We start from the raw sequence: 701 nt of genomic DNA, 5'->3' as shown, positions 1-701 counted from the left end.
GCGCCAGAAGAAAAAGCTCGTGGTATCACCATCAACACTTCTCACGTTGAGTATGACACCCCGACTCGCCACTACGCGCACGTTGACTGCCCAGGGCACGCCGACTACGTTAAAAACATGATCACCGGTGCTGCTCAGATGGACGGCGCTATTCTGGTTGTTGCTGCGACTGACGGCCCTATGCCTCAGACTCGTGAGCACATCCTGCTGGGTCGTCAGGTTGGCGTTCCTTACATCATCGTGTTCCTGAACAAATGCGACATGGTTGATGATGAAGAGCTGCTGGAACTGGTAGAAATGGAAGTTCGTGAACTTCTGTCTCAGTACGAATTCCCAGGCGATGACACTCCAATCATCCGTGGTTCTGCTCTGAAAGCGCTGGAAGGCGAAGCTGAGTGGGAAGCTAAGATCGTAGAACTGGCTGAAACTCTGGATTCTTACATCCCAGAACCAGAACGTGCTATCGACAAGCCATTCCTGCTGCCAATCGAAGACGTATTCTCTATCTCTGGCCGTGGTACTGTTGTTACCGGTCGTGTAGAGCGTGGTATCATCAAAGTTGGTGAAGAAGTTGAGATCGTTGGTATCAAAGATACCGTTAAATCAACTTGTACTGGCGTTGAAATGTTCCGTAAGCTGCTGGACGAAGGTCGTGCAGGCGAGAACGTTGGTGTTCTGCTGCGTGGTATCAAGCGTGAAGA

At 50.9% G+C, this 701-nt stretch carries 1 protein-coding gene; it reads left to right on the top strand.

What is annotated here, in order from left to right:
• The coding region (locus HMPREF3091_RS04670) for an elongation factor Tu (protein WP_139146194.1) at nt 1-701 on the top strand (701 nt) is incomplete at both ends.

It is taken from the genome of Hafnia sp. HMSC23F03 (assembly GCF_001816025.1).
In the GTDB taxonomy this organism is placed as follows: Bacteria; Pseudomonadota; Gammaproteobacteria; order Enterobacterales; family Enterobacteriaceae; genus Hafnia; species Hafnia paralvei.
Note: the sequence above shows the minus strand (reverse complement) of the source record. Positions and strands in the feature narration are given on the sequence as shown.